Raw genomic sequence first — 14,120 nt, forward strand, 5'->3', positions numbered from 1 at the left:
CAAGGGCGGGAGGCGACGGCCCCCGGCCCGCCATCATGGCGTCAACACCACCTTGCGGCAATCGTCGTCCTGCTGGTCGAACATCTTGTAGCCCTGCACCGCATCGGCGAGCTTCATGCGGTGCGAGATGATGACTTCGGGCTTCATCTTGCCCTCGCCGATGAGCGTCAGCAGCTCGGGCATGAACTTCTGCGCATGCGTCTGGCCCATCTTGAAGGTCAAGCCCTTGTCGAACGCGTCGCCGAACAGGAAGCCGTGGATGAAGCCCGCATACACGCCCGGCACGCTGACCACGCCGCCGCGCCGCGTGGCGGCGATGCACTGGCGCAGCGCCTTGCCGCTGGAGCCTTCCAGCTTCATGGCCGTCAGCGCCGTCTCCAGAGCGCTGCCCTTGGCCTCGAAGCCTACGGCGTCGATGGTCGCGTCCACGCCGTGGCCGTTGGTGGAGGTGAGGATCTCCTCGGCCGGGTCTTCCTGCTCGTCGAAGTTGATGGGAATGGCCCCGTACTCGGCCGCGGCGAAGGACAGCCGGTAGTCGCTGTTGTCGATCATGAAGATCTGCTCGGCCCCCAGGTAGCGTGCGCACAGGGCCGACATCAGGCCCACCGGCCCGGCACCGAAGATGGCCACGGACGAGCCCGGGCCCAGCTCGGCGTTCACCGCCGCCTGGTAGCCCGTGGGCAGGATGTCGGAGAGGAACAGCACCTGCTCGTCGGCCAGCACATCGGGGATCTTCAACGGGCCCACGTTGGCCTGCGGCACGCGCACGTACTCGGCCTGGCCGCCGGCGTAGCCGCCGTACAGGTGCGAGTAGCCGAACAGGCCGGCACCCGGCGTGGCGCTCTTCTTGTTCAGGATGGCGCCGCGCCCGGTGTTGGTGGTCTCGCAGGCGGCGAACAGGGTCTTGTTGCAGTAGAAGCAGCTGCCGCAGGCGATCACGAACGGGATCACCACGCGGTCGCCGGGGCGCACCGCGGTGACGCCGGGGCCCACCTCTTCGACCACGCCCATGAACTCATGGCCAAGGATGTCGCCGTCCTTCATATCGGGGATCTTGCCGCGGTAGATGTGCAGGTCCGAGCCGCAGATCGCGGTGGCGGTCACGCGCAGCACGATGTCGTCGGACGCCTGCAGGATGGGGTCGGGAACGTTGTCGAGCGAGACGTTCTTCGAGCCTTGGTAGGTGAGGGCTTTCATGGGGAACAAACTCCGGGTGGGAAATGAATCCAACCTAGGGGGCGGCCCCGGCGGCCTTTGTCGGCCATCACGCCATCCGCTCGCCGTCATCGCCGTCATCGCCGCGCAGCCGGGCCGCGCGGCGCAGGCCGCGCTACAGGGCGGCGACGGCCTGGCGCAGTTCGTCTTCGCCGAGGATTTCGGAGAACACCACGGGCGCCTTGCCGGGCGCATGCAGCACGTAGACCGGCACGCCGCTGCGGCCCAGCGCGCCCAGCGCGGCGGTGATGGCCGGGTCGCGGCGCGTCCAGTCGGCGCGCAGCAGGGCGACGTTCTTGGACGCGAAGTCCTGCAGCACAGCCGCGTTCGACAGCGTGGCCTTCTTGTTGTACTGGCAGGTCACGCACCAGGCGGCGGTGTAGTCCACGAACACGGGCCGGCCCTGCGCCAGCAGCTGCTCGGGCAGGCCCGCCTGCCAGGCGCGCCAGCCCGGGGCCGGGGCACTGGCGGTGGCCGCGGCTTCGCCTGCGGGCTGCATTTCAATGACTTTCGGGCCCCAGGCCCATGCCAGCCAAGCGCATCCAGCTATCGAAAGCGTAGCGATCACGGCCCGGCTGCGGCCCCGCAGCGTGAGGGCCCAGATGGCCATGCTGAGCGCCACCAGCAGCGCCAGCAGCGCCGCCGCGCCGTCGATGCCGCTCTGCTGGCCCAGCACCCAGGTCAGCCAGACCACGGTGGCGAACATGGGGAAGGCCATGAAGCGGCGCAGCGTCTCCATCCAGGCGCCCGGGCGGGGCAGGGCGCGGGCGAAGCCCGGAATCCAGCTCGCCAGCAGGTAGGGCAGGGCGAGGCCCAGCCCCATGGCGGCGAACACGGCCAGCGCCTGCGGCGCCGGCAGCGTGGCCGTCAGGCCCAGCGAGGCGCCCATGAACGGCGCCGTGCAGGGCGAGGCCACAGCCACGGCCAGCACGCCGGTGAGGAACGAATCCGCCACCGGATGGCGCGCCTGCAGCCCGGCGAGCGAGGAGGGCAGCATGCGCCCGAACTCGAACACGCCCGCCAGGTTCAGCCCGATCACGGTGAACAGCGCCGCCAGCGCCGCCACCACCGCAGGCGCCTGCAGCTGAAAGCCCCAGCCCACGGCCTCGCCGGCGGCGCGCAGGCCCAGCATGGCCGCGCCCAACGCCACGAACGACAGCATCACGCCGGCGGTGTAGGCCAGCCCGCCCACGCGGTGCGCATGCCGGCTTTGCGCATGGCGGGCAAAGCCCACCACCTTGATCGCCAGCACCGGGAACACGCAGGGCATGAGGTTGAGCAGCAGCCCGCCCAGCAGCGCGCCGGCCAGCGCGGCCAGCAGCATGCCCAGCGGGGCCGAGGTGACCGGCGGCGGTGCGGCGGCCGCGGCATTGGCCTGCAGCGCCGCCTGCAGCGCGGGCGATACGGCAGCGGCGGCCGCCAGGGCCGGCCAGCCCTTGGGCACGGGCAGCTCGGCCCGCCAGCCCTGGCCGCCATGCGCCAGCACCACGGGGAAGGGCACGGGCCCGGCGCTGCGCTGGGGCGACAGCGGCATGCGTGCCACCCAGGTGTCGCCCTGCCATTGCTGGGTGATGTCGGCGGCGGTCTCGATCACGCCCGCGGTTTCGGGAAACACTTCCAGCGTCTGCCCGCGCAGAGCGGCCGGCAGCCCGGCCACCTGCAGGGCCAAGGCATCGCCTTCGACCTGGGCCGTGCTGCCGGCCTGCGCGGGTAGGGGCCGCGGGTGCGCCTGGGCCGCGGCCTCGAAGGCGGCCGCGTGCAGCGCCGTCGTGCCCCGGAGGGGCACCTGCAGGGTGAAAGTGCCTTCTTCCGGAATGCACTCCTTGCGGCACACCAGCCACGAGGCGTGCAGCTGGAACGTCACCTCCCGCGCCAGCGGCCCGGGGGCGAATGCCTGGCTGACCGCCATGGGCACGGGCAGCAGCACCGTGCCCTCGTAGCCGTAGTTGGCCAGGTTGCCCAGGGGAATCTTGCGCGGCACGGGCCAGGCGATCTCGCCCGCGTCGATGCCGGCGGGCAGCGTCCACTCCAGCTGCGTGGGCAGGCCGGAATCGCCCGAGTTCATCCAGTAGGTGTGCCAGTCGGGCTGGTGCGTGATCGACAGCCCCAGCCACAGCGGCTTGCCGGGTGCTATGCCGTCCGGCGCCTGGGCGACCAGTTCGGCCTGCACATGGGGTGTGGTGAGCGTGCTGCTGGCCGTGGATGAAGGTTTAGGGCCAAATTGGGCGCTAACGCCCGTGGATAAAGCGCAGGCAGCTATGAAAAGCAGAGTGAGCAGCAGGCGCTGCAGCAAACGGTAGGGCATGTCGCGGAGTGGGAGCCGTGCGGGCGAGATTGGTTCCGGGGAGCGGTTTGCAGTTCAGTGTGCCATGGCACTGTGCATCACTGAGGGCGCATGCTGAAGGCACGGGCCTGGCGGCGCAGGCACTTCAGCCCGCATCGTGCCGCTGTGCGCTGTGCGCTGTGCGCTGGGCGAGGCGGGGCGGGGCGGGGCGGGGCGTATGCATTGGGCGCGGCCCAGGACAGGGCCGCCGCGCAAGGGCCGCCCCGCCGCGCTGGCGGCGTCCCCTTGCCCGCAGTGCGAAGCACTTCTAGAGCGGGGGGAAGAGGCGAAGCCGCTCAGGGGGGTGTCGCTTTGAACCCCAGCACCACGCGGCGCGCCATGGCGCCCTTCTTCTCGATCTTGGTGACCACCACCGCGCCGATCTCCGAGGTGCGCGCCACGTGGGTGCCGCCGCAGGGCTGCAGGTCGATCTGCGTGGCGTCGCCGTCTCCCGTGCCGCCCACGCGCACGGTGCGCACCGTGCCGGTGCCGCGCGGGGGCTGCACGCTCATGCTCTTGACCAGCGCGGGGTTGGCGTCCAGCTCGGCGTCGTCGATGGCGCCGATGGTGACCGGGTGGTCTTCGGCCACCAGCCGGGCGATGGCGGCGGTGAGCGCGTCCTTGTCCAACGTGCCGTCCATGTGGAAGTCCATGCGCGCGGCGTCCGGCGTGATCGAGCAGCCGTTGACCGGCTGCGCCACCACATGGCACAGCAGATGCGTGGTGGTGTGAAAGCGCATCAGCCGGTGGCGGCGCTCCCAGTCCAGCCGGGCGGTGACGGTTTCGCCCACAGCCGGCAGCGGCGCGGCCGCATCGGCCGGCAGGTGCACGATGTCGCCGTTGGGCCGGCCTTCGGCATCCTTGCCCTTGCGCGTGTCAGCCACGGTCCACGCACTGCCGTCGGCCCGCACCAGCACGCCGCTGTCTCCGGCCTGCCCGCCCCCCAGCGGGTAGAACACGGTGCGGTCCAGCACGACCCCGCCCTCGGGCGTGTGGGCGGTGACGGTGGCGGCGCACTCGCGCAGATGGCTGTCCTGGCGGAAGAGGTCTTGGGTCATTCCGCGATGGTAGTGAATGCAGCGGACATGCTCCGGGCGGGTCGGCTACGGGGTATCCGCCTACATGCGTACTTGTCAGTGCGTTGTTATGATCGTTAAATTAAGTTACAAGGCGGGGCGCTGTGCGGAGACCGCTTTGTCTCCGGGGGTGCGTCCCGTTGGCTTCTCTGCCCAGGCCCAACCAGGAACGTGCCTCATGACCTTGCTACCGCTTTCGCGTGTCCATCCGGTCGCCGTTCCTTCTGCCGTAGGCCGGCGGCGCCCGCCGTGCCGCGTGCGCGCGGCCTCTCTCATTACCTTGACCCTGGCGCTGCTGGCGCCGCATGCCTATTCACAGGACGGCGCGGCGCCGGCCGCGGAGCCCATCGCGCTCGTCAAGCAGGTGGCCGGCAACGCGCAGCTGTGGCGGGGCGACGTGCCCCAGCCGCTGCAGGAAGGCCAGTCACTCGTCGTCTCCGACCGGCTGCGCACCGGCGCCGATGGCACGGTGGCGCTGGTGTTCCGTGACGGCACGCGCCTCACGGTCGGCAACACATCCGACGTGCAGTTGCGCCGCTACGCATTCGCCCCCAAGCCCGAGGACTACGCCTTCGACATCTACCTGGCCAAGGGCCGGGCCGTCTACGCCTCGGGCCGCATCGGCAAGCTCGCCCCGCAGTCCGTGCGGCTGGAGACCCCCACGGCCACCGCGGGCGTTCGCGGCACCCGCCTGATCCTTGAGGTGGAGTGATGCGCCGACTCCTGGGCCTTTGCCTGCTGTGCGGGTTGCTGGGCGCGGTGCTCGCCGGTTGCGCCACGCCGCCGGAGCCGCAGCGGCGGACAACGCTGATCCTGCTGCCGGACGAAGACGGACACGTCGGCAGCGCCACGCTGGGCAACGCCCAGGGGCTGCAGACCCTTCATGAAGCCTTCACGGGCACCTCGGCCGTGGGCGCAGCGGGTGCTCCGGCGCGTGCGCAGGTGCTCGGCAAGGACGCCGTCGATGCCCGCTATGCCGCGCTGCTGGCCGCCCAGCCACTGCCGCCGCGCAGCTTCACGCTCTACTTCCTCCATGGGCAGACGGAGATGACGGAAGCCTCCAAGGCCCGGTTGCCCGAGGTCTTGCGGGCGGCCCGTGAACGCCGGCCTGCGGTCATTGCCGTCTTCGGCCATACCGATGCGAGCGGCGGCCCCGCGATCAACGAGCCGCTGTCGATCGCGCGCGCGCACGCCGTGGCGCGGCTGCTGCGCCGCACGGGCGCCTTGAGCGACGACGTGGATGTGCGCGGCCTGGGCAGTTCCGATCCGCTGAACGAGCCGGGCGTCGGCCCTCTCGACCCCCGCAACCGCCGGGTCGAGGTCCAGATCTTCTGATGGCCTGGCTCTCGTCGGTCCATTTCGACCAACCCCTCAGCCGGCGCCAGGTGCTGGCCCTGTTCTGCGGCAGCCTGGCCGTGGCGCTCGCCGCCGCGTGTCTGCTGGCGCTGCGCCCGGCCGCGTTCGCCCGCGCCGACCATTGGTTGCTGGACAGCTGGCTGCGCGCCGGCGCTACCGCGGTTCCCGCGCCCAGCACGGTTGTGGTCGATATCGACGAGGCCAGCCTGGCGGCCGTGGGCCAGTGGCCCTGGCCGCGTTACCACATCGCCACGCTGGTGCGGCGCATCGCCGCCACGCAGCCGGCGGCGGTCGCGCTGGACATCGTCTTCCCCGAGCCGGACCGCAGTTCGCTGGTGACGATGCGCGAGAGCTTCCGGCGCGACTTCGGCCTGGATCTGGCGATCTCCGGTGTGCCGCCCGGCCTGTACGACAACGACGGCTACCTGGGCCGCGTGCTGGCGGAGACGGGCTCGGTCGGGGCGCACTACCTGTACTTCGACCACGCCACGGACCCGCTGCCGCAGGGCTCGGCCGCGGCACTGCCGCCACAGGCGTCGTTCGGCCTGCTGGACCTGCCCCAGGCCACCGGGATACTGGCCAACGTCCCCTCCATCGACAGCCGCGTGGCCCGTACCGGCTTCATCAACCACCGGGTGGACGAGGACGGCGTGCTGCGCCGCGTGTCGCTGCTGATCGGCCAAGGGGAGCAGGTGCACCCCAGCCTGGCGCTGGCGGCCGTGCTGCAGGCGCGCAGGATCGAGAGCGTCAGGATCGAGGAGACGCCGGCGGGCCTGCAACTGGCGGCCGGAGCGCTCACCGCGCCGATCGACCGTCAGGGCCAGGCCCTGCTGCGCACGACGCGCAGCGCGGCGAACTACCCGACGGTCTCCGCGATGGACGTGCTCAACGGGCGCTTCGCCCCGGACGCCTTCGCCGGGCGCGTGGTCTTCGTGGGGAGCTCGGCCGTTGGCCTGAACGACTACCACCACACCGCGATGGACGCGCGTTTTCCCGGCGTCCACATCCAGGCGGCGACGGCCGAGAACCTGCTGCACGACGGCTTCGTCCTCCAGCCCGGATGGGCGGACCCAGCGGCCATGGCCGCGGCCGTGCTGGTCGCCTGTGCCATGGCGTGCCTCTTCGCCTTTGGCAGCGGCAGCCTGTTGCTGCTCCTGGGTGGCCTGGCCATCGGCCTGCTGCCGCTGGCGGGCAGCGCGCTGCTGTTCCTGCACTCGGGCATCTTCGTGTCGGCGGCAGCGCCCGCGCTGGTCGCCGCGCTGCTGCTGATGGGCAGCTTCGTGGCGCGCTACGCGCTGGAGCGCGTCCGGGCGCTGACCTGGCAGCGCCAGCTCGCCAACGCCCGCGAACTCACCATCGAATCCATGGCCTCGGTGGCCGAGACGCGCGACCCCGAGACCGGCGCCCACATCAAGCGCACCCAGCACTATGTGCGCGAGATCGCGCTGCAGCTGCGCAGCAGCGGCCTCCATCGGGAGGTTCTGACGCGGGAATACATCAAGCTGCTGTTCGTGTCGGCCCCGCTGCACGACATCGGCAAAGTGGGCGTTCCGGACCACATCCTGCTCAAGCCGGGCAAGCTCACCACTGACGAGATGGAGCAGATGAAGCGGCATGCCGATTACGGTCGGCGCATCCTGCTGAGTTCCGCGCAGCGCATCGAGGGCGAGAACTTCCTCACCATCGCCGCGGACATCGCGGGCTGTCACCACGAGAAATGGAACGGCAGCGGGTATCCGCTCGGCCTGGCCGGTGCCGCCATTCCGCTCGCGGCGCGGATCATGACCGTGGGCGACGTGTACGACGCGCTCATCAACCGCCGCTGCTACAAGCCCGCCTTCACGCACGAACATGCGATGCGGCTGATGCGCGAGCAACGGGGCATCGCGTTCGACCCCGACGTGCTCGATGCCTTCCTGGCGATCGAGTCCACCATCGTGTCCATTGCCGCCCGGTTCCGCGACGACGACGAGTACCCCGCCGGGCCCGAGCAGGCCTTGGCTCTTGCCTCCTGACCGGCCGGCGGCCCGCCAGGGCCGCCGCCGGGGTCAGAGGAAGCGGGGGGTCTTCCCGGTGAAGGAAGGGTCGTAGCGCTGCATCTGCTTCAGGTCGTCGCGGTTGCGCACGCCGCATTCCAGGTACTGCGCGTGCAGCGTAGCGAGCGCATCGCGGTCCAGTTCCACGCCCAGGCCGGGCGTGGTGGGCACGGCCACCGCGCCGTTCCCGAAGCGCACGCGGCCGCCCTTGACCACTTCTTCTTCCTGCCACGGGTAGTGCGTGTCGCAGGCATAGGTCAGGTTGGGCACGCTGGCGGCCACGTGGGTCATGGCCATCAGGCTGATGCCCAGGTGCGAGTTGGAGTGCATGGACATGCCCAGGCCCCACAGCCGGCACATGCGCGCCAGCGTCTGCGTGGCGCGCAGGCCGCCCCAGTAGTGGTGGTCGGACAGCAGCACCTTGACCGAGCCCATCTCGCAGCCCTTGCGGAAATCCTCCATCGTGGTGATGACCATGTTGGTCGCCAGCGGCAGCCGGGTGTGCTTGGCCAGCTCGGCCATGCCTTCCAGACCGGGTGTCGGGTCCTCGTAGTACTCCAGGATCTCGTCCAGCTCAGGTGCGGCGGCAATGCTCGCTGCCAGCGACCAGTTGGCGTTCGGGTCCAGCCGCAGCGGCATGCCGGGGAACGCCTTGGCCAGCGCCTGCATGCAGGCCACTTCGTGCGAGGGCTCGAACACCCCCCCCTTGAGCTTGATGCTCTGGAAGCCGTACAGGTCGATCATGCGCTGCGCCTGCGCCACGATCTGCGCGGGGCTGATGCCCTCGCCCCAGGCATCGGGCGCATAGGGCTGGCCGACGTGCTCGGCGTACTTGAAGAACAGATAGGCGCTGTAGGGCACAGCATCGCGCACCTTGCCGCCCAGCAGGTCGACCACCGGCGCACCCACGATCTGGCCCTGCAGGTCGAGCATGCCGACCTCGAAGGTGCTGATGACCTTGGGCGCGTTCTTGGCCGCATGCGAACCGGGCGCCAGCTCGAACTCCACTGCGCCGGGTATCGCCTTGATGGTGGCGCGCACGCGCTCTTCCATCGTGTTCAGCGCGAAGGGCGACAGGCCGATCAGCAGTGGCCGGGCCTGCTCCAGCACCTTGAGCATGGGCTCGTCGCCATAGGTCTCCGAGATGCCGACGCGTCCATCGCTGGTCTCGATCTCGACGATGGCACGCAGTGCCCAGGGTTCGTGGATGCCGGCCGCATTGAGCAGCGGGCCGTCCCGGAAGGCGATGGGCGTGATCCGGACGTGGGTGATGGTGATGTCGCGTGCCATGGTGCTAATGGAATCGTCGGTTGGATAAGAGGTATCGGTTCAGTGGTTCAAGGCGCAGGCAGCCTGTGCAACCCCGCGGCCTGCCTCGTCGAATGGCCGCGGAGCAGGCCACGCCAGCAGACGCCGTGGAACCGGCTTCGCCGGGCCACTGGCGGCGTCCCCCTGCCCGCTGCGCGCAGCGCTGCGAGAGTGGGGGGAAGCGGCGAAGCCGCTCAGGGGGGGTGCCCCCTCACTCCGCACTGGCACCGCTCTTGCGCACCAGCTCGCCCAGGCGCACGGTGTCCGCCGCGGTGATGCTGGCCAGTTCGGCCGGGGTGCTGCCCACCACCTGCATGCCGAACTGCGTCTCCAGCTTGGACTTGAGTTCCGGGGTCTTCAGCGCCTTCACGATGTCAGCGTTGAGGCGCGTGACCACGGCCTTGGGCGTGCCCTTGGGGGCGTACACGGCCTGCCACGACACCAGGTCCAGGCCGGGGAAGCCGGCCTCGGCGGTGGTGGGCACGTCGGGGGCCAGCGGCGAGCGCGTCTTGGTTGTCACCGCCAGGAACTTCAGCTTGCCGGCCTTCACGAGCGGCAGCCCGGCGGTGAGCTGGTCGAACAGGAAGGGCACATTCCCGGCGGCCACGTCCTGCAGCGCCTGGGGGCTGCCCTTGTAGGCGATGTGCTGCATGGGCACCTTGATCAGGTCGGCCATCTGCGCACCCGTCAGGTGGGTGGAGGTGCCCGCGCCGGACGATGCATAAGACGCCTTCTCGGGGTTCTTGCGCAGCCAGGCCACCAGCTCCTGCACGGTGTTCACGCCCAGGTCGGCGTTGACCATCAGCACGTTGGGCACATAGGCGATCAGCGTGATCGGTTCGAAATCCTTCACCGGGTCGTAGGGCAGCTTCTTGTACAGCGACGCATTGATGGCATGCGTGCTGATGGTGCCGCCGATGAGCGTGTAGCCATCGGCCGGCGACCGCGCCACGGACTGCACGCCGATGGCGCCGCCGGCGCCCGGCCGGTTGTCCACCACCACCGCCTGCTTGAGCGACGTGGCCAGTTCCTGGCCCACCACGCGGGCGACCACGTCGGTCGATCCGCCGGCGGCAAAGGGGACGACCCAGGTGATGGGTTTGGCGGCCGGCCAGTCCGATGCATGGGCGGCGGTGGCGGCGAAAAGCCCCAGGGTGCTGCAGGCCGCGGTAGCGGCGGCGATGAGGGCAAGGCGGCGTTGCATGGTCTGTGTCTCCTGATGGTGGTTTTATGTCCGCGCATTGAAGCACTAATATATTAGTGTGTCAATTGAGGCGCGACCTAGAATCGGCCCAGTTCCCTATCTATTCCATGAAACCCACGACCCACAAGCTGGACCGCACGCGCCAGGCCGCTCCCCAGGTGTTCGAATGGCTGCGCGAGGCCATCATCGCGCTGGAACTCGCCCCCGGCACGCCGCTGGCGCGTGCCGAGCTGGCCGAGCGTTTCGAGCTGAGCCAGACCCCTGTGCGCGACGCATTGATCCGGCTGAGCGAGGAAGGGCTGGTGGACATCTATCCGCAGCACGCCACGCTGGTCAGCCGCATCGATCTGCACTCGGCTGAGCAGGCGCAGTTTCTGCGCTGTTCCATCGAGCTGGAAGTGGTGCGCACGCTGGCGACCGTGGGCGATGCGGCGTTGGCCGAGCGCCTCACCGCCATGGTGGACATGCAGGCCGCGCTGGCGGGCACCGGCGGAGAGACCTTCATCGCCGCGGACCAGGCTTTTCACCGCGCCATGTACGAGGCCGCCGGCGTGCCCGACCTGTACGAACTGGTGCGGCGCCGCAGCGGCCACCTGGACCGGCTGCGCCGGCTGGACCTGCCGTCGCCCGGCAACTCGGAGCGGGTGGTGCGCGATCACCGGCGCATCGTCGAAGCGCTGGCGCGCCGGGAGCCCGAGGCAGCGCAGGCCGCGCTGCGCGCGCATCTTTCCGGCACCCTGGGGCGGGTGGCAGACATCCGCACGCGGCACCCCGAGTACGTGGCGGGCTGACCCGCCAGCGGGCCGCGTCTGGCGCCCAGGTCAGGCCGGGCGCTGCGCCGGCCCCAGAGGACCATGCGCCTGCCGTGCGGCCGCCGGTTCGGCCCGCGCCTGGGCGCAAACGGGCGCGGGCGGCAGGCCGCCCACCTCCGCCGGGGTCGCCAGCGGCGCCTCTTCTTCGTTGTCGTCCCCCGCCAGCATGCGGGCCTGGCGCCAGTGGCCCCAGCGGTAGTAGGCCATGGACATCAGCATGGCGCACAGCGCGCTGGCCGGAAAGCTCCACCAGATCGCGTCCACGCCCAGCCAGGGCTGCAGGCCGTACGCCAGCGGCACGCGAATGCCCCACAGCGCCACACCCAGGATCACCAGCGGGGACACCACGGCGCCCGTGGAGCGCACCACGCCCGAGAGCACGAAGGTCACGCCGAAGAACAGGAAGGACCACACCGCGATGTGGTTCAGGTGGCGGGCGGCGGCCAGGGCGGCGCTGCCCTCGGGCAGGAACAGGGCCAGCACCCAGCGGTCCACCAGCAGCAGGAGCGCGATGAGCGCGCCGGTCAGCGCGAAGTTGAACAGCGTGCCGCTGCGGGCGACGCCGTCCACCCGGTCCCAATGCCCCGCACCCACGTTCTGCGCAGCCATGGAGGAGCAGGCGGCACCGATCGCCATGGCCGGCATCTGCACATAGGTCCACAGCTGCAGGGCGGCGCCGTAGGCCGATGCCGTGGCGATGCCGTGCGCGTTCACCAGGCTCAGCATGGTGAGCATGGCCAGCGAGATCATCACCATCTGCAGGCCCATGGGCACGCCCTTGGCGATGAGTGCGCGCAGGATCTCGCGCTGCGGCAGGAACAGCCGCCACTGCGCCCGCCCGATCCACAGCGGATGGCGCCGGTAGCGCAGCCACGCCAGCAGCGCCGCGAAGCTGATCGCATTGGCGAGCAGCGTGGCCATGCCGGAACCTGCGATGCCCATGCGCGGCAGCGGCCCCGCGCCGAAGATCAGCAGCGGGTTGAGCGCCGTGTCGAGCACCACCACCAGCAGCAGGAAGAGGAAGGGCGTGCGCGTGTCCCCCGCGCCGCGGAGCACGGCGGAGACGAACGCGAAGAGGTACAGCAGCGGGATGGCCAGGAACAGCGTGCGCAGATAGGCCTCGGCCAGCGGCAGGGCGTCGGGCGGTGTGCCCATCCACGCCAGGATCTCGCGCGACAGCGGCAGGCCCACGGCCGCGATCAGCACCGACGTGCCGCCGAAGAAGGTGGCGCTGGTGCCCATCACGCGCTGCGCCTGCGCCAGGTCGCGCGCGCCCATGGCCTGCGCGATGAGGATGGTGGCTGCCATGCCCACGCCGAAGACCGCACCGATCAGCAGGAACAGGATGTTGTTGGCATTGGCCGTGGCGGTGAGCGCGGCCTCGCCCAGGTAGCGGCCCACCCAGAACGCGTTCACCGAGCCGTTGAGCGACTGCAGCACGTTGCCCGCCAGGATGGGCAGGGCGAACAGCAGGAGGGTGGAGGCGATGGGGCCGCGGGTCAGGTCGCGTGTGGGGGCTGCAGGCATGGCCGCCATGGTGCCCGGCCGCGTGGCACCGGGCTGTCGGCAAAGGCCGCCACCCCGTGGAGCCTCTTCACGCATCACCGCGCCGCGTGCCTCTGCGTCATCAGGCAGTCTTCAGCGTTGCAAATCCTCGCCATAGCGGGGCTATGGCTGCGGATTGCGCCTTGCAGCCCCTCCCGCTGCGCAGCGCACGCTTATCGCTCGTTTCGCGAAGAGGTTCTCCTGCGGTCCCGCGGCGGGTCAGAAGCCTTCCAGCACCACCTTGCCGATGGCCTTGCCGCTTTCCAGCAATGCGTGGGCCTGTCGCAGGTGGGCCGCGTTGATGGCGCCCAGCTCGGCCGCCAGGGTGCTGCGCAGGCGCCCGGCATCGGCCAGCGCCGCCACCTCGGCCAGCAGCTCGCCCTGGCGCGCCATGTCGGGGGTGGAGAAGAGCGGGCGGGTGAACATCAGCTCCCAGTGCAGCGACAGGCTCTTGCGCTTGAGGGGCACCACGTCCAGCGTGGGCATGTCGTCGATCAGCGCGATCTGGCCCTGGGGCTTGAGGCATTCGACGTACTGCGCGAAGTAGTCGGCGGTGTGCGTCAGGCTGGCCACCATGTCGATCTGCGGCAGGCCGAGCGCCGCGAGCTGCGGGGCCAGCGGCTGGTGGTGGTCGATCACGTCGTGCGCGCCCAGGTCCAGGCACCACTGGCGCGTTTCGGCCCGCGAGGCGGTGGCGATCACGCGCAGGCCGGTGAGCTGGCGCGCCAGCTGGATCAGCACCGAACCGACACCGCCCGCGCCGCCCATCACCAGCAGGCTCTGGCCTTGGCTGGCCTCGCCCCGGGCCACCTTCAGGCGGTCGAACAGGATCTCGTAGGCCGTGATGCTGGTCAGCGGCAGGGCGGCGGCCTGGGCGTCGCTGAGCGTGGCGGGCGCCTTGGCCGCAATGCGCGCATCCACCGCATGCATCTCGGCATTGGTGCCGGGGCGGTCGATGCTGCCGGCGTAGTACACGCGGTCGCCCACGGCGAAGCCCTGCACCTCGGTGCCCAGCGCCTCGACGGTACCCACCGCGTCCCAGCCCAGTACCTTGGCCGTGCCCGGTTCCGGCGCCGCGCTCTTGCGCACCTTGGTATCCACCGGGTTCACCGCCACCGCCTTCACCCGCACCAGCAGGTCGTGCGGCCGCGGCGTGGGGGCGGGCAGGTCCAGGTCGAGCAGGGCGTCTGGGTGGTCGATGGGAAGGGGGGCGTGGTAGCCAACGGCTTTCATGAGGGCTCCTGT

At 70.5% G+C, this 14,120-nt stretch carries 11 protein-coding genes; 4 read left to right on the top strand and 7 right to left on the bottom strand.

Translation table 11 applies throughout. The features are described 5' to 3' along the window. Positions 1–33: 33 nt before the first annotated feature. The 3 genes from QE399_RS08685 to QE399_RS08695 all read right to left on the bottom strand — a co-directional run bounded on the left by QE399_RS08685 (position 34) and on the right by QE399_RS08695 (position 4,596). Positions 34–1,197 carry a zinc-dependent alcohol dehydrogenase gene (locus QE399_RS08685; protein ID WP_309828010.1) on the bottom strand — a complete coding sequence of 388 codons (1,164 nt, stop codon included), beginning with the start codon at positions 1,195–1,197 and terminating at the stop codon, positions 34–36. A 133-nt stretch (positions 1,198–1,330) separates the two neighbouring features. Then, a complete protein-coding gene (locus tag QE399_RS08690; RefSeq protein ID WP_309828011.1) occupies positions 1,331–3,520 on the bottom strand; it encodes a protein-disulfide reductase DsbD family protein in 2,190 nt (729 codons plus the stop codon). Positions 3,521–3,834: 314 nt separating this feature from the next. Beyond that, positions 3,835–4,596 carry an alanyl-tRNA editing protein gene (locus QE399_RS08695; RefSeq protein ID WP_309828013.1) on the bottom strand — a complete coding sequence of 254 codons (762 nt, stop codon included), beginning with the start codon at positions 4,594–4,596 and terminating at the stop codon, positions 3,835–3,837. A gap of 298 nt (positions 4,597–4,894) precedes the next feature. Between QE399_RS08695 and QE399_RS08700 the strand changes: the two genes are divergently transcribed. From QE399_RS08700 to QE399_RS08710, 3 genes are read left to right on the top strand one after another with little or no spacing between them, the layout of a single operon-like run. Continuing rightward, positions 4,895–5,326, top strand: a complete 432-nt coding sequence (locus QE399_RS08700; protein ID WP_309828014.1) for a FecR family protein — start codon at positions 4,895–4,897, stop codon at positions 5,324–5,326. After that, positions 5,326–5,949, top strand: coding sequence for an OmpA family protein (locus tag QE399_RS08705; RefSeq protein WP_309828015.1), 624 nt, complete (start codon positions 5,326–5,328; stop codon positions 5,947–5,949). The genes QE399_RS08700 and QE399_RS08705 overlap by 1 nt, the downstream gene beginning before the upstream one ends. Continuing rightward, entirely contained in the window at positions 5,949–7,985 is a 2,037-nt protein-coding gene (locus QE399_RS08710; RefSeq protein WP_309828016.1) for a CHASE2 domain-containing protein, read from the top strand. Before QE399_RS08705 ends, QE399_RS08710 begins: the two co-directional genes overlap by 1 nt. Before the next feature lie 33 nt (positions 7,986–8,018). Here QE399_RS08710 and QE399_RS08715 read toward each other — a convergent pair whose 3' ends face one another. Together QE399_RS08715 and QE399_RS08720 are read right to left on the bottom strand one after the other, a co-directional pair. Further along, positions 8,019–9,296, bottom strand: coding sequence for a glucarate dehydratase family protein (locus QE399_RS08715; RefSeq protein WP_309828017.1), 1,278 nt, complete (start codon positions 9,294–9,296; stop codon positions 8,019–8,021). Positions 9,297–9,525: 229 nt separating this feature from the next. Then, on the bottom strand, positions 9,526–10,518 hold the full coding sequence (locus tag QE399_RS08720) for a Bug family tripartite tricarboxylate transporter substrate binding protein (protein ID WP_309828018.1): 993 nt from the start codon (positions 10,516–10,518) through the stop codon (positions 9,526–9,528). Between the two features lie 107 nt (positions 10,519–10,625). On the opposite strand from QE399_RS08720, the gene QE399_RS08725 reads away from it, so the two are divergent. After that, positions 10,626–11,309: a GntR family transcriptional regulator gene (locus tag QE399_RS08725; RefSeq protein ID WP_309828019.1), complete on the top strand. Its 684-nt coding sequence runs from the start codon at positions 10,626–10,628 to the stop codon at positions 11,307–11,309. Positions 11,310–11,339: 30 nt separating this feature from the next. Here QE399_RS08725 and QE399_RS08730 read toward each other — a convergent pair whose 3' ends face one another. Both QE399_RS08730 and QE399_RS08735 read right to left on the bottom strand, forming a co-directional pair. Next, on the bottom strand, positions 11,340–12,857 hold the full coding sequence (locus QE399_RS08730; protein ID WP_309828020.1) for an MATE family efflux transporter: 1,518 nt from the start codon (positions 12,855–12,857) through the stop codon (positions 11,340–11,342). 237 nt (positions 12,858–13,094) lie between these two features. After that, a complete protein-coding gene (locus tag QE399_RS08735) occupies positions 13,095–14,108 on the bottom strand; it encodes a zinc-binding alcohol dehydrogenase family protein (protein ID WP_309828021.1) in 1,014 nt (337 codons plus the stop codon). Between the last annotated feature and the right edge of the window lie 12 nt (positions 14,109–14,120).

The organism is Paracidovorax wautersii, from assembly GCF_031453675.1.
Lineage (GTDB): Bacteria > Pseudomonadota > Gammaproteobacteria > Burkholderiales > Burkholderiaceae_C > Paracidovorax.

Bases quoted from the DNA above. Each gene is read 5' to 3' on its own strand.
- QE399_RS08685 (WP_309828010.1), bottom strand. From the start codon at position 1,197: ATGAAAGCCCTCACCTACCAAGGCTCGAAGAACGTCTCGCTCGACAAC.
- QE399_RS08690 (WP_309828011.1), bottom strand. From the start codon at position 3,520: ATGCCCTACCGTTTGCTGCAGCGCCTGCTGCTCACTCTGCTTTTCATA.
- QE399_RS08695 (WP_309828013.1), bottom strand. From the start codon at position 4,596: ATGACCCAAGACCTCTTCCGCCAGGACAGCCATCTGCGCGAGTGCGCC.
- QE399_RS08705 (WP_309828015.1), top strand. From the start codon at position 5,326: ATGCGCCGACTCCTGGGCCTTTGCCTGCTGTGCGGGTTGCTGGGCGCG.
- QE399_RS08710 (WP_309828016.1), top strand. From the start codon at position 5,949: ATGGCCTGGCTCTCGTCGGTCCATTTCGACCAACCCCTCAGCCGGCGC.
- QE399_RS08715 (WP_309828017.1), bottom strand. From the start codon at position 9,296: ATGGCACGCGACATCACCATCACCCACGTCCGGATCACGCCCATCGCC.
- QE399_RS08720 (WP_309828018.1), bottom strand. From the start codon at position 10,518: ATGCAACGCCGCCTTGCCCTCATCGCCGCCGCTACCGCGGCCTGCAGC.
- QE399_RS08725 (WP_309828019.1), top strand. From the start codon at position 10,626: ATGAAACCCACGACCCACAAGCTGGACCGCACGCGCCAGGCCGCTCCC.
- QE399_RS08730 (WP_309828020.1), bottom strand. From the start codon at position 12,857: ATGCCTGCAGCCCCCACACGCGACCTGACCCGCGGCCCCATCGCCTCC.
- QE399_RS08735 (WP_309828021.1), bottom strand. From the start codon at position 14,108: ATGAAAGCCGTTGGCTACCACGCCCCCCTTCCCATCGACCACCCAGAC.